A 22,604-nucleotide genomic window follows, 5' to 3' on the forward strand; every position below is an offset into this window, starting at 1 on the left:
CACGCTGGGGGGGGATGAACCCGGCGCCAGCTGCGTTATACTCCGCCCATGGGCAGCATATTTGCCGACACCGTCGGCCTCTTCCGTTTCTGGCTCAGGGTCTTCGGCCGCGCCGGGCAACACTGGCTGGAAAGCCAGGCGTTCATCTACGCCGCGGCGCTCGCCTTCTTCACTGTATTCTCCATCGCACCCGTCATGATCGTTGCGGTCACTGTCGTGGGCCTGGTGCTCGGCGAAAAGGCCGCGGAAGGTCAGATCATGGATCAGCTGCAGGACACCATCGGTCCCGAGGCAGCGGGGATAGTGCAGACTGCAGTCGTCAACTCGCAGATCGATCAGAGCGGTCTGATTCCCAGCCTGATCGGAATCGCGGCGATCATTCTCGGCGCCACCACCGTCTTTGCCCAGATGCAGCAGTCCCTCAATGCGATATGGGATGTCGCTGCGCGGCCGTCGCGCAACAGTGCGCTGATGTACATTCGCAGCCGCGTACTGTCGCTGACCATTGTCCTTGCGATTGGCTTCATCCTGCTGGTGTCGCTTCTGATGAGCGTTGCCCTGCGTGCGGTAATGACCTTCGCTGAACAGTGGCTCCCGGTACCGGGATTTCTGCTGATCGGTCTTGAACTGGCGCTGTCCTTCGGCGTCATCACGCTGCTGTTCGCCGCCATGTTCCGCATTCTCCCCGATGTCATTCTTGGCTGGAAGGACGTGCTCATCGGCGGCGCGATCACCGCGGCCCTGTTTACCCTGGGTCGATCGCTGATCGCCCTGTATCTCGCAAATACGGCCACCGCATCCACCTATGGCGCCGCCGGCTCCCTGGTGGTATTACTATTATGGGTGAACTATTCCTCCCTGATATTGCTGTTCGGTGCAGCATTCACGCGCGCCCAGCTTGAAGCGCGCGGCGGCACAATACGGCCCAAGGCCACGGCCGTGCGTGTGCACCGGCAACTTCTGGAGGACAGCCCACCGCCGGAGGCAGCCTGATACCGCCGGCCAACAACACCACAAGCAGAGAGGTAATCGACATGAGTGACAGCAGCCGCAAGGAATTCATCGAAAAGCTCAAGAGCCAGCTGGATGACATCGATGCTCACATGGACAGAATCGAAAAGCGGGCCGACGAGCTTGAGGGCGAGGCGCGCAAGGAATACGAAAAGCGCCTGAACGATCTGCGCGAAGAGCGGCGAACCGCACAGAAACGCATCGACGATGCGCGCTCGGCCGGCGAGGAGCGATGGCAGGAAATCAAGGACGATGCCGAACACGCCTGGAAGGCCCTCGGCAACTCCATCAATTATTTCAAGTCACACTTCAAGTGACATCCACTGACTGACGCTCACTTGCGGGCGCGATGACCCGGATCGGGACAGACCAAAAAAGCCTGATCCTACACCCGTCGCGCCCGGATCATCGGGATCAATACAGGAATAGCGAGCGGCGACCTCCGGGCCGCCTCACTGGGCCGGCGTCCGTGCCACGTTGACGTCCTGCTTGTAATCGTCACGGGTCGCAATCAGGGAAAAATGCGGACGCCAGCGCTCCTGCACATAACCTTCCGGCAAGAGCGCAATTCCGTAGTCCGTCCAGCGTCCGGACCTCGCATAGACAAACTCCCGGTTCGCCAGCGACGCCAGCACCGCATCGGGTTCCCCGAGCAATCCGGTAATCCAGTCCCGATAGGCGGCCTGCTCCAGCCAGGTGCGGTAGGTCCGCAGAGAGAGGGTCGTGCCGACGAAAAGACCGCCGGGGCTGAGAATTCGCGCAATCTCGGAAACATAGAAATGATGCGCGGCCTCGGACAGGTGTGAAAACACGGAATTGGCAATCACGACAGCGAAACTGGCGTCTGCAAATGGCAGCCTGTCGCCGCTTTCCATGCGCAGAAACTCGATGCCGGGGAGCTGCGTAGCACCGGCGTCGACGAGACGGTCATCCACATCCACGGCCGTGATGGCCTCGGGGGGCAGCGAGCGCAGCAGCAGGCGCGTGATCCGACCCCACCCCGCACCAAAATCCAGCAGACGCCCTGTGGTGCCGGGGTGCGCCATCAGCGTTTCGTCGAAAATCCGATAAAAGTCGGCGGCACCGCGCATGGTCTCGGCATTGGCCTGGCTATTGGTAAGTCGCTGGATATCCTCCGTGGGAAAGGCCGGCAGTCCGAGCGGATTCTCTCCGCTGGCCGCAAACTGCACGAATGCCTCGCACCAGGCATCCCTGCGCATGCTACGGGCGTATTGATGCAATTTCCCGAGATCTGCCATCGATGAAGCCCTCCCTTATGGTGTCAGGTCCGATTCGGACCTGACACCACCGGTCAATTTCTACCCATCCTGAAGCATGGCGCGCAGACCGCGACTGAGGCTGGCAACCTGTTCGTAACCGGCGTCACGCAGAATCGAGACCGCCAGCGAAGAGCGCCGTCCGGAGCGACACAGGGCAACAACGGGCTTGCCTGTCGGCACGTCGTTCAGTCGGTCCCGCAGCTCCGCCAGGGGAATGTGCACATCAACCAGTGTCTGCGCGAGGGGACAGTCACGGACCTCATCGGGAAGGCGGACATCGAGGACAGTTACACTGTCGAGGTGCAGCTCAAGCCACTCCTCGTCGATCTCCGGCACTCCCGAGTAGGTAAGGCGAATATCTCCCCAGTCGGGCCGATTCGGCAGCTCACCGTCCTCCGGGGCGCCGCTGCGCAGGTTGGCGGGCACTGCCTCATCGATCAGCTTGGGATGCGGCAGCTTCATGGCGTTCATGTATTCCACAAAATCGGTCTCGTTAGCGCCGGCGCCGACCCTGGCATTGAAGTGTTTCTCTTCACCAATCGAGCTGACGTTGCGCCCCTGGTAATCGTGCGCTGGGTAGACCCGGCAGCTGTCGGGCAGGCTGAACAGTCTCTCGGTAATCGAGGCATACAGCCGGCTGGCGCTGCCCTGCTGGAAGTCGCTGCGCCCGCAGCCCCGAATCAGCAGGGTATCCCCGGTGAACACCCGGCTTTCATCAGCGGTGACAAAACTCATGCAGCCATCGGTATGGCCCGGCGTGGCAATACAGCGCAATTGCACGCCCTCAACGCCACAGATCTGGCCGTCGTCGAGAGGCAGCGTGACGTTACTGGCATCGATCGCTCTGGCGGAGGCGATATCGCAGCCCGTCTCCCTGCGCAGCACCCAGGCGGCGGTAACGTGGTCCGCATGGGCGTGGGTATCGATGACCAGCCGCAGGCGCAGCCCGAGCTCGTCAATCAATGCCAGATCGCGCTGCACCTGGGCAAACACGGGATCAATCAGCAGGGCCTCCAGCGCCTCTTCATCGGCCAGCAGGTAAGTGTACGTGGAGGACGTACTGTCAAACAGCTGTCGAAAAATCATCAGTGACCTCGCTATCCGGTAATCCAGAAAACCGCGCCAGGGGCTGGCTACAAACCGCCGTGCCCGCTAAGCTGCCGCCGTGATGGTACATCGTCAGCGCCAGTGTACCGCGTCGAGACGCTGTTTTTGCGTGTGCAGATTCCCGACAGGGAGTGAAAGGAGGCAGACCCATGAAAACCGTCCATGACCTGGTTGCCGAGGCCAAATCACAGGTCCCCGAAACCTCGCTGGAGCAGTGTGACAGCGCCATCCGGGAGGCTGACCTCCTGATCGACGTGCGCGAGCCGGATGAGTTTCACGCCGGGCATCTGTCGGGTGCCATCAACATTCCCCGGGGCCTGCTGGAATTCAAGTTGAGCAATGATCCGGATTTCGAGGATCGTGGCCTCAAGGTTGTGCTTTACTGCAAGAACAGCGGCCGTTCGGCGCTGGCCGGAGCGGCCATGAAAAGCATGGGTTACGCCCACGTCCAGTTTATCGCCGGCGGCATTGACGCATGGCAGGAAGCCGGACACCGGGTGGTAACGCCGGCGCTGCCCGATTTCGATTAGGCGTAAGTCCCCGCCGGGGTCAGCTGGCTCTGCCGCGCCACGCGCCGTTCCACCGCCTGCGCGAAGACATCATTGCTGCCACACAGCAGCGTAAAGTGGTTTTTCGCCCGCGTCACCGCGGTGTAGACCAGCTCCCGGGTCAGCACCGGCGACAGCAATTCCGGCATCACCAGCGCGGTGTGCGCAAACTCAGACCCCTGCGACTTGTGCACGGTCATCGCGAATACCGTCTCGATGCGCTGGAGTCGGCTGGGCAGGACCCAGCGCACACGGCCGTCGCCCGAGGAGAAGGCAACCCTGAGCGTCAGGCCGCGTCCGGGGGCGCCGAACTCCACCGGTGCCTGCAGCGCGATGCCCACATCGCCGTTCATCAGTCCAAGACCGTAGTCGTTTCCGGTGACCAGAACCGGGCGCCCCTCGTACCAGTGACTGTCGACCGCAGTCCTGGCGATAAGGCCCTCCTGCTCCAGCTCCCGCTCAATCCGCGTATTCAGGGCCGCAACGCCATGAGGCCCGCTGCGCAGGGGTGTCAGCAGCTGGAATCCAGCGTGGGCCTCGAGCACCGAGAGCGCCCAGCGGTCCCAGTCGTCTCGCACCGCCTGCGCGGCCGGACGCGTAGAGGATGACTGCCCCCGAATAACGCCCAGGTAATGGCTGTAGCCACCGGCGGCGTCATGCCGCCGTCCATGGATTGCCAGAGCGGCCAGTCGCTCGCCGTCGAGGGCCAGTCGCTGCACATCGGCAAAGCCCTCATCCGCCAGCACCGCCATTGCCCGGGCGCTGTCACCGACGTTTACCGCACGGGCCAGCTCGCCAATACCGCTGCGGTCATCAAAGCGGAACGAGTGGCGCAGCATTGCCACCGCCTGATCCAGCGGGAGGCCCTCGCTGTCCTGCCACTCGGGCCCGACCGCCCAGCCGCTGGCAGCCTGTAGCCAGCGCGCCAGCTCTGGACGGTAATGCGCGGCCTCCGCCCGGGCGCAGAGACTCCCGAGGACCGCGCCCGCCTCGACAGAGGCCAGCTGATCCTTGTCGCCGAGCAGCACCAGTCGGGCACGCGCCGGTAAAGCCGCGAGCAGCGCTGACATCATCTCGATGTCGATCATCGAGGCCTCATCCACCACGACCACATCCACCGACAGGGGGTTGAACCGGTGGTGCTTGAAGTGACGGGTATCCGGCCGCGCCCCCAGCAAGCGATGCAGGGTAGTGACATCGGACGGAATGGACTCGCGCACCTGCTTCGTCCGCGGCAGATCGAGTTCCGCCAGCTGACCCACCTGGCCACTGATCGCCTCATTCAGGCGCGCCGCTGCCTTGCCGGTGGGGGCCGCAAGCCGGATGCGCAGGGGCGCCTCGCCGCTCTCGAGGGCGAGCACCTGCAGCAGCGCAAGCAGCCGGATGACCGTGGTGGTCTTGCCCGTGCCCGGGCCGCCGGTGATAACGGTAAAGGCGGAGCGCGCACCCAGGGCGCAGGCCAGTTTCTGCCAGCGAGCGGGTTCGGCTCTGGGGTCCGTGAGCGGAAACAGGCGGTCGAGCACCGCGCGCAGTGTCTCCGCGTGGACCTCTGTCGAAGCCGCGAAACGCGCCGCCAGCGCCTGCGATACCTGCGCCTCATGCCGCCAGTAGCGACGCAGGTAGAGCCGGTGATTGTCGAGCACCAGCGGTTCACTGCCCTCGCCCTCACCCACCGCGGTCCAGTCCCGCAGTCGCGACTCCCAGGACGCGGGCATGAGGCTCAGCAACGCATCGGGAGGCGGCGGATCTTCCTTTGCGGAGCTGTGGCCGACAGTCACGGCGATCAGCTCGCGGGGTTGCCGGCGCGCGTGATCGAGGTCCAGCAGCAAATGTCCCTGCCCGGCCTGGAAACTGACCATGACGGCTGCCAGCAGACAGGCAGCATCCCCGTCTGGCGCCAGCGCGAACAGGCGATGCGCCAGGGCAGCATCCAGATCGCGGACCCAGCCCGCCTCCGCCCAGGCGAACACCAGCAGGAGAAGCGCCTCGGGGTCTTCCAGCAGGTGTTCAGAATCCCGCAGCGTTTTCCGGTCACTCATGCCGTACATTCCCCCGCCGCCGTGCAGGACCCGGCGCCCGCGAGGCAGTCGTCCAGCGCCTGTATGACTGCCAGTGACGGCTTGATCGTGACCACGCCCCGTGAGGGCGCATCAATCCCCCGCAGGAACACCAGCATGGCGCCGCCGACATGCCGATCATAGTCGTAGGACTCGCCCAGGGAATGCCGCAGATGGCGATGCAGGGCAATCAGGTAAATCGCCAGCTGCAGGTCGTAACGCTTATCCAGCAAGGCAGTCTGCATGGCTTCCGCATGATAGGCGCTGTCGTCGACGCCCAGCCAGGTGGACTTCCAGTCGATAACGTAGAAGCGACCCTCGTGTTCCGCCAGCAGATCGATAAAGCCCTTCATCAGGCCATTGAGCCGCTGCTCGCCAAGCGGCGGTCGTGGCGCGCCGGAGAACAGCTGCGCCTGCAGCAGTCTGTCCACGGCCGGCGTTGTGGCATCTGTCGTGGCAAACCAGAAGTCAGGCTCGGCGCGGTAGCGGGACAGATGCGCGAGCGTCGGCCCGTTTTCCCCTGACGGTGCCAGCGGCGTGGTCAGCCATGCCTGCATGCCGTGATGCAGGGCCTGGGCATGCGCGTCCCAGCCGCGCTTGCGAAGGCGCTCAGCTATCTGCGCGAGGAGAGGCCCGTCTTCCAGGGCGCGATCGAAGCCGCGATCCGCCAGATCCTCCAGCACACCGTGCAGAAAAGTACCGGGCTCGGGGCCGCGGGGAAAGGCATGCAGCGAGCCCGGCGCGGGGGTCTGTGGCTCGTCCTGCCCTCGCGGAGACAGCGGCGTCTCACGCTCGTCGTCGCGAACCTCGGCATCGGCGGTCTCCGGCGCACGTTCCAGCCCCAGGTAGCGCAGCGCCGAGTAGCTGGCAATCCACCAGGGCTTGAAGGAGGTATGCCCCGGCAGCCGGGCCGCCTTGCCGACAGGCGGCGCTGCGCCGGTCTCATGCACCGTGTCGGTACTGCCGCCCTCCTCCAGGTGAATATCCGCACAGTGTTCAGCCTGGGCAAGCCAGCAGGCACGCAGACTCTGCAGATCGGGGATCTTCTCGCCGCCCGCCAGCAGATAGCCCAGCGCCGACTTGTGCAGGGTTGCCGTTCTGCTCGGGCCCACCGCCAGCGGTGCCAATCCGATAAAAGTGGCATGCCGGGCGCGGGTCAGCGCCACATACAGCAGGCGCACCTCCTCAGACAGGCGCTCATCGTCCGCTCGCTGAAAACCCTCGGGGGCCAGTTCCTTTTTCGCCGCAAGTTCGAGGAACGGACGATGATCGACATGGTACAGCGGACTGCCATAGCGCGCGTCGACCTCACGGTAAGTGCACAGGAAGGGGAGAGCCACGACCGGATACTCCAGCCCCTTGGACTTGAAGATGGTCACCACCTGAATCAGCTCGGCATCGCTTTCCAGGCGCAGCACCTGCTCGTCAGCGCCCGGCTCGGCAATGTGCCCGGCGAGCAGGCGGATAAGCGCATGGTCACCATCGAGACTGTCGCTGGACTGCTGGGCCCACTCGGCGAGATGCAGCAGGTTGGTCAGCGCTCGCTCCCCCTGCTCGCGACCCAGCAGGGACTCGGGCACATGAAAATCATGCAGCAGCCGACGCAGTGCCGGCAGTACGCCGCGACGCTGCCAGAGCTGACGATAATGGATGAAGCGCGCCTGTGTGTCTTCAAAGGCCATCTCATCCCGCTGCAGCGCATCCAGCCAGCCGAGAGAGCGTCCCAGCGTGGCGGTGGCAAGCGCGACCCGCAGCAGCGCGGGATCCTCGGGGCTGGCCATGGCCCGAAGCCAGTGGTGCAGATCCCGGGCCTCCGGGGTTGCGAAGACGCTATCCCGATCAGACAGATAGACACTGGCCAGCCCGCGGGCGGCGAGAGCCTCGCGAATGGCCTTCGCCTCCTTGCGATCGCGCACCAGGACGGCAATGTCCCCTGCCTTCAGGGGCGTGACGCCGTCCCCATCCCGCGCCAGGAATCCGCTCCTCCGTGCCTGCGCCTGGTTTAGCCAGCCGGCAATGCGGTTGGCACAGTGGCGGGCAGCCTCGCGCAGGTAAGCCTGCTTGTTGAAGCAGGCAAGATCACCGTCGCCGGCCAGCAACCAGCCGGTCATGGCGGGAGCGGGCTCTCCGTCGAGCAGCAGTTGCTCGTCGCGGCCGTTGGCATCCACGGGATGAAAGGGCAGCGGATTCCCGTCCGGGTTATCAGGCTCGGCAAAGCGGAAGGCTGCCCGCGGGTACGCGCTCTCCGCCTGGAGGAACAGCTGATTGACGGCACGCACTGCCCCTGCACTGGAGCGGAAATTCCTGCCCAGGGTGTGATGGCAGCCCCGGGTGGCCTCCCGCGCCGCGAGGTAGGTGTGAATATCGCCACCGCGGAAGCCGTAGATCGCCTGCTTGGGGTCGCCGATGAGGATCAGAGCCGCGTCCGGCGCGGCGCTGCCAATACCGTAGATACGCTGGAAAATCCGGTACTGCGCCGGGTCCGTGTCCTGGAACTCATCGATCATGGCCACGGGAAACTGCGTACGGATGCGCCGCGCCAGCGCCTCGCCCGCGTCACTGTCGAGAGCGCCGGCCAGCCCGCGGATCATGCCGTCAAAGCCCATCTGCGCCCGCGCCTCCAGCTGCGCCGCCAGGCGCTGGCCTACCCAGTCCCTGGCCTCGGCGAGAACGGCGGGCTGCAGCTCACGCTGGGCCAGCTCCCCTGCGGCCTGTTGCTCGTGCCAGGTCTGCAGCGCGTCGAACAGCGCCAGCGCTGGCAGCACGCCCCCTTTTTTCAGCCTGAAACGCTCCCGCGCCAGCTTCTGCACAAAAGGCGACTCCTCCAGCGCGTGCTGCCCGGCGCCCCACTCGGAGAGCTCGGCCAGCCAGCCCGCAAAGGTCTCATCACGGTTCACTCCCCTGAAGGTCGTGCCATTCATGACGCCGCGCAGATCATGCAGGGTGCGGTGAATCTCATCCGCGGCCTGACGGTAGGCGTCACGGGCGTCTGCCTCTGCAACACGCAGCGCCTCACGGCTGAGTGCCGCGCGGGCCAGGAGACTGTCGAGGTCTCCGGCGGCAAGCGGCTCGCCGGCGGAGACCAGCGTGGCTTCCTCGCGCTGCAGCAGCCGGCGCAGCTGCGAATGCAGCCCCTGAGGCGAGCCAAACAACCCCACCATGACGGCAGCGAGGGGTTCACTGAGGGGATAGACCCGGCTGCGCCAGTAGTCGGTGACGGCTTCCAGGGTCGGTCCGTTCAGGTCCGTGACGATCTCCTGGCGGAACAGCTTGCCGCTGTCGAAGGCGTGCTCCTTGAGCATACGCTGGGTCCAGCTGTGGATGGTCGAAATAGCGGCGTCGTCCATCCACTCCGCCGCCAGCTGCAGGCTGCGGGCACAGCGTGGCCAGGCCTCCCGGGCATAGTCGGCGCGCAGCCCGGCCAGCAATGGGTCCCTGTCGACCAGGCCGTCGTTCCCGTCCTCTGCCCGAAAGGCCTCGGTTGCCTGCACCAGACGCTCGCGAATGCGGTCGCGCAGCTCCAGACTGGCCGCCTCAGTGAAAGTCACGACCAGAATCTCCGGCGGCACCAGCGGTCTGCTGAAGCCATCGCCGTGGGGCGAGGCGTCGCTGTCGGACTGCCCGTGGCCCAGCACCAGTCGCACGTACAACAGCGCGATGGTGAAGGTCTTGCCGGTACCGGCACTGGCCTCGATGAGCTGACTGCCCGTCAGCGGCAGATCCAGAGCAATGGCTCGCTCGGGTGACGACATCATTGGTCTTCCTCCTGCACGACACCCACCCAGGCGCAGACATCGGCGTAAAGCTCCAGGCTGGCGGCGACGAACCCCGGCGCCTGCACCAGCGCCTCGAGGGTCGGGTACTCCCTCACCAGCAGCGGCGTGCGCTCGCACAGCTGCTCGTAGCTCTTGTCCCAGGACGCTCGCAGGCGACTGTCAGCCAGCAGGGAATCGACATGCCAGCCGTCCGGCCCAGGGTCGGGGAATTGCCCCAGCGCAGCGAACGCAAGTTCGGGGTGCGTCGGCGCAGGCCGCTGCATTCCCTGCAGCCAGCGGCCCATCAGCCGATCCAGTCGCTCCGCGGCCTGTGCTTCCGGCATGCCGCGCAGCACCAGCGTACCGCCAGAAGAAATCAGGTGTGTCGCGGCGCCCGGGTACAGCAGCTGCAGGGCAAGGTGGGCCGGCCACTGCTTGAGAATCTGCATCCAGTGCCGGTCCCGGCCGCGGTTGATGGAGCTGGTCAGCAACACAATGCGGGCAACGGTTTCCCGATCCGCGGAGACATGCAGGTCGCCCAGGGTGTCTTCCAGCACCAGGCAGCGCTCGGCGCCCTCCCAGGGCAGGGTAAGCTCATGACGAACGAGGGGCGTCAGCGGCAGATGCCCGGGATAGGCGGCGAGGCAGTCGCGATAGCTCTCCAGTGCGACGGGTAGCGGCTGAAGCAGTGTTCTGCGAACCGCGGGGCCAACCGGGACGGGCGGGTAGTCCCCGGCACGCTGACGCTGCTCCACCCGCCGCGCGAGCAGATCCGGCATATCCACGTCCTCGCCCTGGGCCAGCCGCTGCCCCAGCGGCTGCAGCAGGGCATCGAGCTGCTGCCATTTGTCCAGCCCCTCAAAGGCAAAGGGCTCCTCATCCTGCGCCAGAATATCGTCGTCGCGCACATGGGTGGAAAGCCGCTGCTGGAACAGCGCCGTGACCGGGTCACGCAGGAAACCCGACAGCTGGGCGAGTGTCACGTCCACCTCCGGCCACCAGGGCGGGAGGGCCGTGCTTTCCGGCTCCGGACCTGCCTGCGTCGAGTCCTCACTGCGCAGCCCCTGCCATTCCCTGGCGTAGGTAAACAGCGCGGAATCTGCGCGGAAATAACCGTCACCGAAGGGCTGCAACGGGTGCTCGGTAGTGATTGCCGGCAGCAGCTCGCCGGCCGGCCGCCCTGGCGCCAGCCGCCAGCCCTTGTCGAGGTGATCGCGCAGCTGCCCGACCAGCACGCTGGGCGGCTGCTCGCTGTTGTCCTTCACGCTGCGCCCGCACCAGCTGATGCTGAGCCGCTCCCGGGCGGACAGCAGCGCCTCGAGGAACAGGTAGCGGTCGTCGTCGCGCCGCGAGCGGTCGCCGGCGCGGTAGTGCTCGCGCAATGCCATAAGGTCGAAATCCACGGCGTCCGTGCGGCGCGGATAGGCACCATCGTTCATCCCGAGCAGATAGATTTGGCGAAAGGGAATGGCCCGCATGGGCATGAGGGTGGCAAAGGTGACGCGACCCATCAGGAAGCTTCGCGACAGCTGCGGTTCATCGATGCGCTCGAGCCAGCTCTCGCGCACCACCGCCAGTGACAGGGGCTCGAGCACCCCCGCCTCCTCGATTTCCGACTGCCAGGCATCGAGGGCGCTCCTGATCTGTGCCAGCATGCCCTGCTCCGCCGCGGACACCGGCTCGAGGGTCATCTCCAGCATGTCCCGGAGCGTGTCGCCCCAGTCCGCAGCGCTCTGGGGCTGCTGCAGTCGCTGGCGCAGTTCATCGAGGACGAGAATCAGCCGATACAGTGGACCGACAAGCGCCGCATCCAGTCCCGCCACCTCGTCGTAGGGCACGATGGCCGCCCAGTCATCGCCGTTTTCGGCGGCTTCCCCGACAGCGTAGCCCATGAGCATCCGCGCCAGCCCGAAGCGCCAGCTGTGCAGATCGTCATGTCGTGGCAGATCCAGCTCGCTGCGCTGGTCGGCGTCAAGGCCCCAGCGCACGTTGGCGCCGCGTATCCAGCGCTGCAGCACCGGCAGGTCGCTCTCTCCAAGGCCGAAGCGCTGGCGCAGTGGCGGAATATCCAGCAGGTCGAGAATCTCACTGGCGCGAAAACGCAGCGTCGGCAGCGACAGCAGCGTTTCCAGCGCCACCAGCATGGGCTGCCGATGGCGCTGCTGCTGATCCGCCACGTGGTAGGGCACGTGGCGTGCATCCTCCCGGCCGAACTGACCAAAGACCGCATCAATCGAGGGCGCGTAATCGTTGATGTCCGGCACCATGACCATGATGTCCCGGGGCTGCAGCGAGGCGCTGTCCGCAAAGGCCGCCAGCAGTTGATCGTGCAGCACCTCCAGTTCGCGCTGGGGGCTATGGCAACGATGGAAGCGTATCGAGAGATCCCGCTCTGTATCCACCGCCGGCCAGGTGTCGCGGGTTTCCGCCAGCGGACGCAGCTCCAGGATATCGTCCTGCAGCTGGCCCAGCAGAAAGTCTGTGGACGGCGGCTGAAACCAGTCGACCGGCTGCTGCAGGCTCGCCATCGCCTGGACGTCGGTGCTGTCATATTCCGCCAGAAGCTGCAGGTAATCGCGCCCCTGCTTGCCCCAGGCGGCCAGCAGCGGATGCGCGTGCAGATGCAGCGACTCCGGATTGAGGTGCAGGTTCTCGGGCATGCCGCGACGGCGCTGCTGTCGGTGGTAATACCGCAGCACCTCACGGGTCTCGATAATCTCTCCCCAGAAATGCTGGCAGGGATTCAGCAGACAGAGAACCACCTCGCTGACGCCAGACAGCGCCGTGAGCACCTCCAGCACCTGCTGCGGCAATGAGGAAATGCCGAACACCACAACCCGCGGCGGCAGGCGGGGCGGGCGCTTTTCCAGCCGCGCAGCACCGGCCAGGAAGCGGCGATGCACAGCACCGCGGTGAGTACTCGCCAACTCCGCTCCCAGGGTATCGCCGAGCATTCGCCACAGCGCCGGCTGCCAGCACTGCTCTGCGGGGACCGGGATTTCGCGGTTGCCGGGCAGGCTCAGGACATCGCGCCCGGCCTCCCAGGCGTTCAGCCAGTCGGCCCGGTACACCTGGTACTGATCGAACAGGTCCGCCAGTCGTTCCGCAAGCTGGTAGTGCCTGCGCTGCTCATCGTCCTCGCGTAGATAGTGCGCCAGCGGCGCGAACCGCGGATCACCCAGTGCCTTTGGCAGCAGCGCCAGCAGCCGCCAGCGCAGCCGCGTCTTGTCGTAGGGGGAGGTTGCCGGCACCACTCCTGGCCCCTCAACGGCCTCGATCACACTGCGGTAGACCTCCCACTGAAAGCGGGCCGGCAGCATGACATCGGTGCCCAGGCAGATGCCGCGACCGGGCCGGCCCTGCCGCTCGCCGAAGGAGATTTTCAGCCACTGGGCGATGCCGTTGCTCTGCACCAGGAACACCGTGCGGTCGAGCGGATGTAGCGGGTGGCGATTGAGCCATCCGAGGGCCAGCTCGAGCAGGTCCTCGGTGCGGTTGCTCTGCAGGACGATCAGGCCGTCGTGGGGTGATGGGGCAGGGTCGGTCACTCGGTGCGTTTCCTTTGTCCGACAGAGACAGCACCGACGCGTGAAGCGGTGGCCTCAGTCACAGGTATCAGCGGTGGACTTTACGTGACTTGCCAGAGGAAGACAGCCGTGACTGTCTTCACAGGTACACTTTTCAGGCAGGTGTGGGCGGGAAGCGGCGCCGCGTTTTCATAGACGTGGCGCAGAACGCTCAGAAGCGCCGCGTGATCGACATGAGAACAAACAGCTGCGTCTTGTCCTCCACCACCGGGCTGTCTGCCGCGTTGTCGATCAGCCGCGAGGCGCGGGCGATGCCGGTCCAGCGCCAGCGCGACTGTCCCACCGGCAGGGTCAACAGCCCCTGCAGACCCAGGCGTTCCAGTCCCGCTCCCGCCGTGTACTGCGGCAGACCCGAGGACACGGACTCCGCCGGGGTGATCGCGAACAGGCTGTCCTTGTAGCTGCTGTCGCCCAGGCGCAGCACCGGACCTACCGCGTAGAAGCCCCCCGCGCTCCCCACCCGTCCACGGCGCGCCGCACTGAGATCCAGGTACATCCCCTCGTGTCCGCTGCCGATGTCCTGTGCCAGCGTCGCGTTGGCCGTCCACTGACGACCGCCGGTTTCGACGGACAGCCGCGCCTCTGTGGCAATGTTGACTTCCTTCAGCCCGGGTATGTCGTCATTGCGGACGTTGAAGCCGGGGGCGATGGATGCCGCAATGTTGAAAAAGCGACCGCTGGTGAAATCGCGATTGCGATGCAGATAACCGCCGATTCCCTGTGGGATATTGGCGAAAAAGCGGGTGCCCTTGTCGTCGAGATAGCGAAAATCAAAATAGGGCACCGGAAACAGCCGGTAATCGGCCCCTCCAACCGACTCCGGATTTACAATCACACCAATGCCAAGCTCCGTCTGCCACCCGGTGGGACCTGCACCGCGCTGCTCTGGCACGCCAGCGGCCGCCGCCTTGCTGCTCTCGGGGGGCTGGGCCCGGGAGACCGGCACCAGAGCCAGAGTCAATAACAGCGCAGACAGAATCAGCGAGACAGGGCAAAAGCGGAGCATGACGATGCACTCTTGGGGTTTGAGCACTTTACGCCTGCACCGAGACGACGGTTCATTGTCCGACGCAGGGGATTCATCTAGCGTGTAGACTGGCATTAATTTGTCCGTTGTTGATGCCGCCATGAGAAAACTTCGCCTGCCCCTGCTCATCCTCGTGCTTGCCGTCGGCCTGTTTTTCGCACTCGCGCCGCGCATGGTCGAGAACAGCATGAACCGTGTGCTGCCCCACGCGCCGACGCCGATTACGCCGGAGGGCGCAGCTCTGCACGCTGACCTGACCGTCGGTGACCTGCACACCGACAGCACCCTCTGGCGCCGGGACCTCACAGAGCGCAGCGAACGCGGACACGTGGACCTGCCGCGCCTGCGCGCGGGCAACGTCGCGCTGCAGGTCTTCACGTCCGTGACCCGTACGCCAGCCGGCCTGAACTATGAAAGCAACAGCACCGATGCCAGGGACAACATCACCTTGCTGGCACTGGCCCAGCGCTGGCCGCCACAAACCTGGGGCAGCCTCACGGAACGCGCCCTCTACCAGGGCGGGAGGATTGCGGCCATCGCCGACGCCGAACCCGAAACCCTGATGCTGCTGCGCGGTTCCGCCGACGTAGCCAGGCTGCTTGAACAACGCGACGCCGGCGCACAGACCGTGGGCGCCCTTCTCGGGATCGAGGGCGCCCATGCCCTCAACGGCGACCTCGCCAGCATCGATCGTCTCTACGGCGCTGGCTTCCGCATGTTCGGACTGCACCACTTCTTTGACAATGCGCTGGGCGGCTCGCTTCACGGCACGGGCGGTGAGGGGCTTTCGGATTTCGGCAAAGCGGTCGTCCAACGCCTTGAAGAGCGCGGAGCTATCATCGACGTGGCACATTCCTCACCCCAGAGCGTGCGCGATGTACTGGCCCTGACGACGCGGCCACTGGTCGTCAGCCATACAGGGTTTCAGGGCCATTGCCCGACGCCGCGGAACATTGACGACGCGCTCATGCGCGAGATCGCCGCCGCTGGCGGTCTTATCGGGGTCGGCTTCTGGGATGCTGCCGTCTGCGACGTATCTCCCGCGGGTATCGCCGCCGCTATTCGTTACGGTGTTGCGCTGGTGGGCGAGGATCACATTGCCCTGGGGTCGGACTACGATGGCGCGACGACCGTGCCTTTCGACGTTTCCGAGCTTGCTGTGCTGACAGATACCCTGCTGCAGGCAGGCATGGCAGAGTCGACCATCCGCAAGGTCATGGGCGGCAATCTGTCACGCTTTCTCACGGAAAACCTGCCGCAATAGTGCCCACCCCGGGAGGCCCGCGAGGAGCGGCCTGGCAGCTAGACGCCCGCAACAGACCGTTGTCCCGCTGGTGGTCCGAGGTACCGTCGGAATGGGTGCGGTACCGCCTTGTCAGCCTCCTGCCTGGATGCTAAGCCTGTCAGGATAGTCACGAAACGTATCGGGGGATCGTCCCCATGAACAAGCGATTACTAACGCTCCGGAGACAACCAGATGCCAGATAGCGCGACATTCGATCGCTCGCTGCTCCGGGCCATCCAGGAAGCGTCGCCGGACGGCATACTGGTCGTCGACGGCCAGGGCCGGGTTGCCTCCTTCAACCGGCGCTTCCTCGAGATCTGGCGGATATCCGGGGAACAAATGGCCTCATCGAGCGCCCGGAAAGGCGGTGCAGAGAGGGACAGCGGGATTCTTCCCGAGGCGGCGGAAAAGGTGGCGGATAGCGAAGGATTCATCCGCAGGATTCGTGAGCTGTATGCGAACCCGCAGTTGAGCGACCACTGCGAGATCGAGCTCAAGGATCAGCGAACCCTGGAGCGACACTCCGTCGGGCTGCGCGATGACAGTGGCGAGTATCTGGGCCGGGTGTGGTTTTTCCGCGATATCACCGCACGCAAGTCCGATGAGGCCGCGCTGCGCCATCTCGCCATGCACGACTCCCTGACCGGGGTAATGAACAGAAACCAGTTCTTCGAACGCGCGGGCGAGGAGCTGCGGCGCGCGCAACGCTACCGGAAACCGCTGGCCATGCTGATGCTGGACCTCGATCACTTCAAGAGGATCAACGATGTGCACGGGCATGGCGCGGGAGATGCCGTGCTGACGACAACCTGCCAACTCTGGATGAGTGAATTGCGCAGCGTCGACCTACTGGCGCGCATCGGCGGTGAGGAGTTTGCCCTGCTCATGCCGGACAGCCCGCTGAGCGCTGCGCAGGTGGCCGCAGAGCGCCTGCGGGCGCTGACCAGCGCTGCGGTTGTTACGTTCCAGGACCGGGAGATCCGATTTACCGTCAGCGGCGGCATTGCGATGGTGGATCCTGATGATTCAACCATCGAGGCCGCACTGCACCGGGCCGACCTGGCGCTTTACCGGGCCAAGAAAGCCGGCAGGAATCGAATGGAGATCGCACCCGATCCGCCAGGGGGCGAGGATGCCGCGCCTGACTGATTTTTTGCTGTCGTTCATGATCAGCGAGGACATTTGCGCCCGTCTCCGTTAACTTACCGGTTCCATCCAGCTTTTGCAGGGACACCACGATGATGACAAGGTCTTTCAACAGTCGCCCCCCAGCGGGCCCTGGGGTTGCGGGACTGGCTCTGTGTGCCGTTTTGCTCAGCGCCTGCGGCGGGGAGTCGCGGGACGAAACGGCCAGTCAGGCCATGCCGCCAGCGGCGGGCGTTGAGGCGGGCGCCGACCAGAGAGCGCTGGATGTCGGACTGGCCGCCCTCTCCGCCGACCGCGCGCTGACCCGCATCAACACACTGGCATCGGACGAATTCGGTGGTCGCCAGCCCGGCACGCAGGGCGAGGAACTGACGCTGAACTACCTCGTCGAGGAATTCCGCGCCATGGGACTGGAGCCGGGCAATCCCGACGGCAGCTACCTGCAGAAAGTGCCCCTGGTCGGCATCACCGCAGACCCATCCATGCAGCTGACCCTGTCCCATGAAGACAGCCAGCTGACACCTTCCTATGGCGATGACTACGTGGCCTGGACCTCCCGCGTGACCGATACCGTCAGCGTCGACGCCGAGCTGGTATTCGCCGGCTACGGGGTGCAGGCACCAGAATTCGACTGGGATGACTTCAAGGATGTCGACGTGCGCGACAAGGTTATCGTCGTGCTCATCAACGACCCCCCACTGGCGGATGAAGACATGTTCGGCGGCCCGGCCATGACCTACTACGGCCGCTGGACCTACAAGTTCGAAAAGGCGGCGGAGCTCGGGGCAGCAGGCGTCATGATCATTCACGAGACCGGTCCGGCCGGCTACCCCTGGGAGGTGATTGGCGGCAGCGGTCCCCGGGAACGCTTCGATCTGGTCACCCAGGACCGCAACATGGACAACGCCGCGGTCGAGGGCTGGCTGACAGTCGAGCAGGCCGAAGCCGTGTTCGATCTGGCGGGGCAGGATCTGAATGCTCTCAAGGCCGCCGCACTGCAGCGCGACTTCCGCCCGGTGCCCCTTGGCGTCAACGCACAACTCACCCTGGACAACAGCCTGCGCGAGGTGGATTCCTACAACGTGGTAGCGCGGCTTCCCGGCAGTGACCCGGCCTTGAAGGATGAATACGTGGCCTACATGGCGCACTGGGATCATGTGGGAACGCGGGAAGTGGACGGTGAAACGGTGATCTACAACGGCGCGGTCGACAATGCCTCGGGCACCGCCGGCGTGCTGGAAGTCGCCCAGGGCTTTGCCGCCATGCCCGAGGCGCCGGCGCGCTCGCTGCTGTTCATCGCGGTAACCGCGGAAGAGCAGGGCCTGCTGGGCTCACGCCACTACGGTGAAAATCCCCTGTATCCCCTGGCAGACACCCTCGCCGTAATCAATCTCGACGGCATGAACGTGCTGGGGCCGACAACCGACCTGGTCATCGTGGGCCTTGGCAACTCCACCCTGGATGACGTGGCCGATGCGGTCGCGGCTGAGACCGGTCGTACCCTGAAGCCAGACCCCGAGCCGGAAAAAGGCTACTTTTACCGCTCGGATCACTTCAGCCTTGCGAAATTCGGTGTGCCGGCCCTGTTTCCCAATGCAGGCGTCGAGTTTATCGACCGGCCTGAGGGCTGGGGTGTAGAGATGCGGGAACGTTACACCGCCGAGGACTATCACAAGCCGTCGGATACCGTGCGCGACAACTGGAACCTGGAGGGGCTGGTGGAGGACGCCCGGTTCTTCCTGCGCCTCGGGTATCGCGTAGCCAATGATCCTGTCAAACCCGAGTGGAAACCCGGCACGGAGTTTCGTGCAATTCGTGAGGCTTCCCTTCAAGAGTGATCAAACGCAGCACCGGCCGGTAGCGCTCGGTAGTTGAAGTGCAGCTGGAGCCGCGGTGAGTTGATGCGGAAACCCTCGCAGTCCGGCCGGCCTCGCGGTTACGTGACGCATTCAGCTCGTCCTCCCTGTCATATTTGCCGATACAGGCGGATCAGCGGGGCTCCGGATTAGGGGCAGGGTTAAACCCTGACGAGTTGCATCAGCGGCTCAAAGCGGTAGGTCGCGGCGCGTCTACCGGAGGCCTCGCGGACAACCTGCAGCAAGCCCTCCTGTAATAGCACCCGGCTGAACCGGGCCGCCGTCTGCTCGGGAATGCCGGCGGTTTTCGTAAACCGACTGTTGCTGAATACGGGCGATGTGAAGAGATAATCCAGGGCTGCAACGGCATATTTCGAGGCGAGAAGTTCGGTGAACTGCTGTTTCATGTCGTCGTAGAATTGCCGGATAGTGTTTGCGACATCAAGGTTGGCGATCGCCTGCTGCTCCACCGCAGCAAGGAAGAACAGACACCACCCCTCCCAGTCGTCGTTTGCTGAGACGTCTCTCAAAGCATTGAGATATTGATCTTTATTGTCCTCAAAGAATCGGCTTATGTAGAAGTGAGGGGCTGAAAAAGCTCCACTCTGCCAAAGCATGAGAGTGATCAGCATGCGACTCACCCGCCCATTTCCATCCTCAAACGGGTGAAGTGCTTCAAATTCCGCGTGTGCGAGGGCTGCACGAAGTAACACCGGCAGGTCGTTGTCAGCCATTAACTCGAATAGCTTTTCCATGCCCGCAGCCAGGTGCTCAGGCGCCACCGGGACAAAACTCACCACGCGACTCCCTCTAGCGCCAATATAGTTCTGCTCGCGCCTGTACAAACCAGGAGACTTGGCCGCCCCTCGGCCAAGTGATAGCAGCTGTCGGTGCACACTCTTGATGAGGGATTCCGACAATGGCTGTCCACGTTCGATTGAAAACTGAGCCGTATTCAATGCCCGTCGGTAGAGTATGGTTTCGATAACGTCAGACCGATACTCAGCGGCTGCGCCCTCATCGTCCTCCCCAAACTCCGCTTCAAGCTGGAGAATCTCGTCCAGCGTGCTGATCGTGCCTTCCATGCGCGACGAGATCACTGCCTCCTGGCCGCGAAGCGGCGCGAGGAACAGTTCACTGTTGTGCATTCCCTTTAGCATCTGGTCATATCGTGCCAGCGCGTCAGTCGCAGCCAGCATCCCAGGCAGCAGCCGCTGATACTCCAGCTGTTGCGGCGGGAACTTACCCAGGTGGTAGTAGGCTGCCGAGCCAAAGTCGAGTTCAGGTTTGCGATACATTCAGCTATCCACGCGACTTTGTCATTAATATTCTTAAGAAAATAATATACAAGCAGCATAGACGTTAATGCCTGAGAGACAAAAGTAGTTGTGCTTAACGATATGCAGATTCGTTAACGTCAAAGACGTTTGTTGTTAATGCAGGAACACGCACCAGCTTTGTCGTTAATAAAAGCCCTTAAACCAACAACAAATAAACCCAGGAATACTGCATACCAGATCTCCGCCTGCCCCGACCCTTTTCTCCATACAGGCCAGCATCTCAGCCATGGGCGAACCCGGAGACCCTTCAAAGCGGCCCAATCAGAGGGGGCGCAAGATTATTCCACCAGTCAGAGCGGGCAATAAACGCGCTGCTTAGATGCAGCGGCACCAGCAACGCTACACACGTCAGCGTCGCAGGGTGAAACCGGCCAAGACTGCGCCGGTCGAACAGGGCGAGCGCTATCAGGAATGGATAGATCACCAGATAAGCGGTCATATCGAGGATGAAGGGGTCAACGCCCGGCACTTTCAACGTCCAGCGCGTCGCCGCGGGTGCGACAAGAGCCAGCGCAGCCACATAGGTCAGCCGACGGTGCCATTCCTTATGCCGGCTCACCAGCAGTATTGAGGCGATCATCAACAACGAGAAGATGCTGATATCGGCAAAATTGTACCAGGTGAACTCGTAGGGACGCTCCATTCCCTCGGCCATACGAATAGCAGCCGAGCGCTGTGCCGTCCAGTAACCCAGCGGGATAAGAATACCGGTGAGCGCGAAGCCGGCCAGGCCGAGTTCGCGGTGACGCGCGAGGCGCCCCCCGGCCATCAAATGCACCTGCCAGGCATAAAGCCCGATCCACGCAAAACACGTGGCCGCATGAATATGCAGCAAGGCCTGAAATTGGCGGGAGCCGGTGGCGACCGGCAGGTAATAGGTCAGCGGGAAGCTGAGAAGTACGATGGCCGCCATCGCGATGGCAGTTCTGGCAAAGAACGGTGACCGTTCAGCGGGAGACGATGCCGAGCTGGCTTCCAGCGTCATGAAAAATCTCACAGCGACATCCAGGTTGTACCCTGGTTCATGGTTTGTGACCCTTTTTGGAATCAAGTGGCCTGAACGAGCCGCCAGCATAGGCCTACTTCAATGACAGAGCTACTCTATGCAAGAGCACAGCAAGCGGAGAAAAACCTTGAAAAAACCACTATCGGACGTGACGACGTTATCGAAAGAACAGCAGGACGAGCTTGGCCAGGCTCTCTATGTGAGTCTGAATCACAAGGTTGACCGGCTTTCGCGTCGCTACGGAATTAATGATCAGGTGGCTACTGACTACTTGCTTGCCAGCGCACTGCTGACCGCGGCGAGTCGGTACGACCTGCCTCTGGAAACGATGCCGGAAGTAGCCGAAGGGATTGTAGCGATGCTACAGGGGTGGGCACCGGGTACGGATACGGTTCAGTAATAAGCTGGGGGCTCGTGGTGACGCGGTAAAATAGAGAAACCAGTCCAGGCACTGCTACTACAGTTGGTCTTAGGTCATGGTTTAGTCTTTGCCACCTGCCGGGTCCTTGAGCAGGATGAAATGCTCGATCAATCGGATCATCAGGGCTTTCTGATCCGGCAGGCTCTCCGCCACCAGCAGGGCCAGGGCCACCAGGGTGTTGTCGTTGATCAACTGTTCTACCGGCTTGGCCAGCAGCGCCTGATTCCGCCGCAGGTACCACAAAAACAGAAATGAACCGCAGCGCTTGTTGCCATCGGCCAGAGGGTGGTTCTTGATCACGAAATAGAGCAGATGCGCAGCGCGGCTGGCGATATTGGGATAAAACAACTCGTCGCCAAACCCCTGTTCAATAGTCGCCAGCGCCGAGGCGAGCCCATCCCCGCGTACCTGACCGAACAGCTCCGTCGCCTCGCCTTTGGCGATGAGAGTCTGCTTGAGTTCCGCGATTCCAGCTGACGCCTCTTCCAGCGACAGCACGCGCATGTCGGGTTGTTTGAGGCCGACCTCGGCCAGATGCTGCTCATCGTAGCCCTGCAGCAGGCTCCAGGAGCGGGCGTAATCACTGATGACGCTGGCCACTGCTTCGCCTTCTGCGGAAACCAGCCCCTGACTGGTCAGGGTGCGTCTGAGAAGGTCTACCGCCTGCTCGAACTCGATGCCGCGTTCGGCCAGTCGACGTTGATTCAGCGTATAGCCCTGGACCAGGTGGTCCTTGAGAACGCGCGTTGCCCACTGACGGAACTGCACCCCGCGTGGGGACTTCACGCGGTAGCCTACGGAGATGATGACATCGAGGTTGAAGTGGTCGACCTGGTAGATTTTGCCATCCTCTGCAGTATGTGCAAATTTTGCACATACTGACCCGCGATCAAGCTCACCTTCTTTGAAAATATTACGAATGTGTTTTGTGACTACCGAACGCTCGCGGCCAAAGAGGATGCACATCTGCGATTGAGTCAACCAGACAGTTTCCTCCTCCAGAGCTACCTCAAGCTCTGCCTGCCCGTCCGCGGAAGTAAACAGCTGAACCTGTAAGCCAGTCACCCGCCACCTCCTCATGTGCCTGATCGAACGATCAGAGCACAGTCACAGGAACTTTCCAACGTCATTGCTGCAGAAAATTAGAGCGTAGACGAGTCTGAAAGAAAATAATTACG

At 63.4% G+C, this 22,604-nt stretch carries 16 protein-coding genes; 7 read left to right on the plus strand and 9 right to left on the minus strand.

What is annotated here, in order from left to right; all coding sequences use genetic code 11:
* The first annotated feature begins 48 nt into the window (after positions 1-48).
* Together EV688_RS06475 and EV688_RS06480 are read left to right on the plus strand one after the other, a co-directional pair.
* The gene (locus tag EV688_RS06475) at positions 49-993 is read left to right on the plus strand and encodes a YihY/virulence factor BrkB family protein (RefSeq protein WP_117315019.1); all 945 of its coding nucleotides are present in this window, start codon (positions 49-51) and stop codon (positions 991-993) included.
* 41 nt (positions 994-1,034) lie between these two features.
* Positions 1,035-1,328 carry a sll1863 family stress response protein gene (locus EV688_RS06480; RefSeq protein WP_117315020.1) on the plus strand — a complete coding sequence of 98 codons (294 nt, stop codon included), beginning with the start codon at positions 1,035-1,037 and terminating at the stop codon, positions 1,326-1,328.
* A gap of 135 nt (positions 1,329-1,463) precedes the next feature.
* On the opposite strand, the gene EV688_RS06485 is transcribed toward EV688_RS06480, so the two are convergent.
* On the minus strand, positions 1,464-2,270 hold the full coding sequence (locus EV688_RS06485) for a class I SAM-dependent methyltransferase (RefSeq protein WP_117315022.1): 807 nt from the start codon (positions 2,268-2,270) through the stop codon (positions 1,464-1,466).
* Positions 2,271-2,330: 60 nt separating this feature from the next.
* Complete coding sequence (locus EV688_RS06490; protein WP_117315024.1) at positions 2,331-3,377, minus strand: MBL fold metallo-hydrolase; 1,047 nt, start codon at positions 3,375-3,377, stop codon at positions 2,331-2,333.
* Positions 3,378-3,547: 170 nt separating this feature from the next.
* Here EV688_RS06490 and EV688_RS06495 point away from each other — a divergent pair, with 170 nt between their 5' ends.
* Entirely contained in the window at positions 3,548-3,928 is a 381-nt protein-coding gene (locus EV688_RS06495) for a rhodanese-like domain-containing protein (RefSeq protein WP_117315026.1), read from the plus strand.
* Here the strand turns inward: EV688_RS06495 and recD are convergent.
* The 4 genes from recD to EV688_RS06515 all read right to left on the minus strand — a co-directional run bounded on the left by recD (position 3,925) and on the right by EV688_RS06515 (position 14,351).
* Positions 3,925-5,985, minus strand: a complete 2,061-nt coding sequence (recD, locus tag EV688_RS06500; protein ID WP_117315028.1) for an exodeoxyribonuclease V subunit alpha — start codon at positions 5,983-5,985, stop codon at positions 3,925-3,927. The two genes, EV688_RS06495 and recD, sit on opposite strands and share 4 nt — an antisense overlap.
* On the minus strand, positions 5,982-9,758 hold the full coding sequence (gene recB / locus EV688_RS06505; RefSeq protein WP_205686488.1) for an exodeoxyribonuclease V subunit beta: 3,777 nt from the start codon (positions 9,756-9,758) through the stop codon (positions 5,982-5,984). The genes recD and recB overlap by 4 nt, the downstream gene beginning before the upstream one ends.
* Entirely contained in the window at positions 9,755-13,306 is a 3,552-nt protein-coding gene (gene recC, locus EV688_RS06510; RefSeq protein ID WP_117315030.1) for an exodeoxyribonuclease V subunit gamma, read from the minus strand. The genes recB and recC overlap by 4 nt, the downstream gene beginning before the upstream one ends.
* Positions 13,307-13,496: 190 nt before the next feature.
* Positions 13,497-14,351, minus strand: coding sequence for a MipA/OmpV family protein (locus EV688_RS06515; protein ID WP_117315032.1), 855 nt, complete (start codon positions 14,349-14,351; stop codon positions 13,497-13,499).
* 121 nt (positions 14,352-14,472) lie between these two features.
* Between EV688_RS06515 and EV688_RS06520 the strand changes: the two genes are divergently transcribed.
* The 3 genes from EV688_RS06520 to EV688_RS06530 all read left to right on the plus strand — a co-directional run bounded on the left by EV688_RS06520 (position 14,473) and on the right by EV688_RS06530 (position 18,641).
* Positions 14,473-15,636, plus strand: a complete 1,164-nt coding sequence (locus EV688_RS06520) for a dipeptidase (protein ID WP_117315033.1) — start codon at positions 14,473-14,475, stop codon at positions 15,634-15,636.
* A 213-nt stretch (positions 15,637-15,849) separates the two neighbouring features.
* A complete protein-coding gene (locus EV688_RS06525; protein ID WP_117315035.1) occupies positions 15,850-16,806 on the plus strand; it encodes a sensor domain-containing diguanylate cyclase in 957 nt (318 codons plus the stop codon).
* An 89-nt stretch (positions 16,807-16,895) separates the two neighbouring features.
* Positions 16,896-18,641, plus strand: a complete 1,746-nt coding sequence (locus EV688_RS06530) for a M28 family metallopeptidase (RefSeq protein WP_205686489.1) — start codon at positions 16,896-16,898, stop codon at positions 18,639-18,641.
* Positions 18,642-18,820: 179 nt separating this feature from the next.
* Here the strand turns inward: EV688_RS06530 and EV688_RS06535 are convergent, their stop codons facing one another.
* Positions 18,821-19,957, minus strand: a complete 1,137-nt coding sequence (locus EV688_RS06535; RefSeq protein WP_117315037.1) for a Fic family protein — start codon at positions 19,955-19,957, stop codon at positions 18,821-18,823.
* 289 nt (positions 19,958-20,246) lie between these two features.
* Positions 20,247-20,984 carry a hypothetical protein gene (locus tag EV688_RS06540; RefSeq protein WP_117315039.1) on the minus strand — a complete coding sequence of 246 codons (738 nt, stop codon included), beginning with the start codon at positions 20,982-20,984 and terminating at the stop codon, positions 20,247-20,249.
* 118 nt (positions 20,985-21,102) lie between these two features.
* Here EV688_RS06540 and EV688_RS06545 point away from each other — a divergent pair, with 118 nt between their 5' ends.
* A complete protein-coding gene (locus EV688_RS06545) occupies positions 21,103-21,405 on the plus strand; it encodes a hypothetical protein (protein WP_117315041.1) in 303 nt (100 codons plus the stop codon).
* Positions 21,406-21,486: 81 nt separating this feature from the next.
* Here EV688_RS06545 and EV688_RS06550 read toward each other — a convergent pair whose 3' ends face one another.
* Positions 21,487-22,407: a virulence RhuM family protein/type II toxin-antitoxin system death-on-curing family toxin gene (locus tag EV688_RS06550; RefSeq protein WP_240624219.1), complete on the minus strand. Its 921-nt coding sequence runs from the start codon at positions 22,405-22,407 to the stop codon at positions 21,487-21,489.
* Positions 22,408-22,604: the final 197 nt, after the last annotated feature.

This window comes from Chromatocurvus halotolerans (genome assembly GCF_004340525.1).
GTDB lineage: Bacteria > Pseudomonadota > Gammaproteobacteria > Pseudomonadales > Halieaceae > Chromatocurvus > Chromatocurvus halotolerans.

Bases quoted from the DNA above. Each gene is read 5' to 3' on its own strand.
- EV688_RS06475 (WP_117315019.1), top strand. From the start codon at position 49: ATGGGCAGCATATTTGCCGACACCGTCGGCCTCTTCCGTTTCTGGCTC.
- EV688_RS06480 (WP_117315020.1), top strand. From the start codon at position 1,035: ATGAGTGACAGCAGCCGCAAGGAATTCATCGAAAAGCTCAAGAGCCAG.
- EV688_RS06485 (WP_117315022.1), bottom strand. From the start codon at position 2,270: ATGGCAGATCTCGGGAAATTGCATCAATACGCCCGTAGCATGCGCAGG.
- EV688_RS06490 (WP_117315024.1), bottom strand. From the start codon at position 3,377: ATGATTTTTCGACAGCTGTTTGACAGTACGTCCTCCACGTACACTTAC.
- EV688_RS06495 (WP_117315026.1), top strand. From the start codon at position 3,548: ATGAAAACCGTCCATGACCTGGTTGCCGAGGCCAAATCACAGGTCCCC.
- recD (WP_117315028.1), bottom strand. From the start codon at position 5,985: ATGAGTGACCGGAAAACGCTGCGGGATTCTGAACACCTGCTGGAAGAC.
- recB (WP_205686488.1), bottom strand. From the start codon at position 9,758: ATGATGTCGTCACCCGAGCGAGCCATTGCTCTGGATCTGCCGCTGACG.
- EV688_RS06515 (WP_117315032.1), bottom strand. From the start codon at position 14,351: ATGCTCCGCTTTTGCCCTGTCTCGCTGATTCTGTCTGCGCTGTTATTG.
- EV688_RS06520 (WP_117315033.1), top strand. From the start codon at position 14,473: ATGAGAAAACTTCGCCTGCCCCTGCTCATCCTCGTGCTTGCCGTCGGC.
- EV688_RS06525 (WP_117315035.1), top strand. From the start codon at position 15,850: ATGCCAGATAGCGCGACATTCGATCGCTCGCTGCTCCGGGCCATCCAG.
- EV688_RS06530 (WP_205686489.1), top strand. From the start codon at position 16,896: ATGATGACAAGGTCTTTCAACAGTCGCCCCCCAGCGGGCCCTGGGGTT.
- EV688_RS06535 (WP_117315037.1), bottom strand. From the start codon at position 19,957: ATGTATCGCAAACCTGAACTCGACTTTGGCTCGGCAGCCTACTACCAC.
- EV688_RS06540 (WP_117315039.1), bottom strand. From the start codon at position 20,984: ATGACGCTGGAAGCCAGCTCGGCATCGTCTCCCGCTGAACGGTCACCG.
- EV688_RS06545 (WP_117315041.1), top strand. From the start codon at position 21,103: ATGCAAGAGCACAGCAAGCGGAGAAAAACCTTGAAAAAACCACTATCG.